Consider the following 593-nt stretch of genomic DNA (forward strand, 5'->3'; position numbering starts at 1 on the left):
CCTTCGGCATCGTATGCCGCTAAATCTGTAAACGCATATTTCCATTCGCTCGCTGCGCTCACTTCTTTTGTTGCAATGACTTGGCCATTTTGTAATAAGTCTACTTTGATCATTTCTGGACGTCCTTCAGCATTTCCGTCCTTCCATGTTTTCATTCCTTCTACTTTTGTTTGGCCTACTTTTGTATTTGTAATGTCATAACCTTCTACTTTTGATTCATATCCAGCTACCGCTTGTTCTTTCACTTCATACTTATATGCCTTACCTTCGGCATCATATGCCGCTAAGTCTGCAAATGCATACTTCCATTCTGTTGCTTCACTTACTTCTTTTGTATCAATTACTTTGCCGTTTTGTAGTAGGTCTACTTTGATCATTTCCGGACGATCTTTTGCGTTATCATCTTTCCACGTTTTCGTTCCTTCTACTTTTGTTTGGCCTACTTTTGTATTCGTGATGTCATTACCGTTAACTTCTGTTTTATATCCGTCTACCGCTTGTTCTTTCACTTCATACTTGTATGCCTTTCCTTCGGCATCATATGCCGCTAAATCTGTAAATGCATATTTCCATTCTGTTGCTTCACTTACTTC

At 39.1% G+C, this 593-nt stretch carries 1 protein-coding gene; it reads right to left on the reverse strand.

From position 1 onward, the window contains the following. Window positions 1-593: Cna B-type domain-containing protein (locus CN373_RS24425; RefSeq protein ID WP_133116048.1), on the reverse strand; the 593-nt coding region annotated here is incomplete at both ends.

It is taken from the genome of Bacillus cereus (assembly GCF_002561295.1).
Classification (GTDB): Bacteria; Bacillota; Bacilli; order Bacillales; family Bacillaceae_G; genus Bacillus_A; species Bacillus_A cereus_S.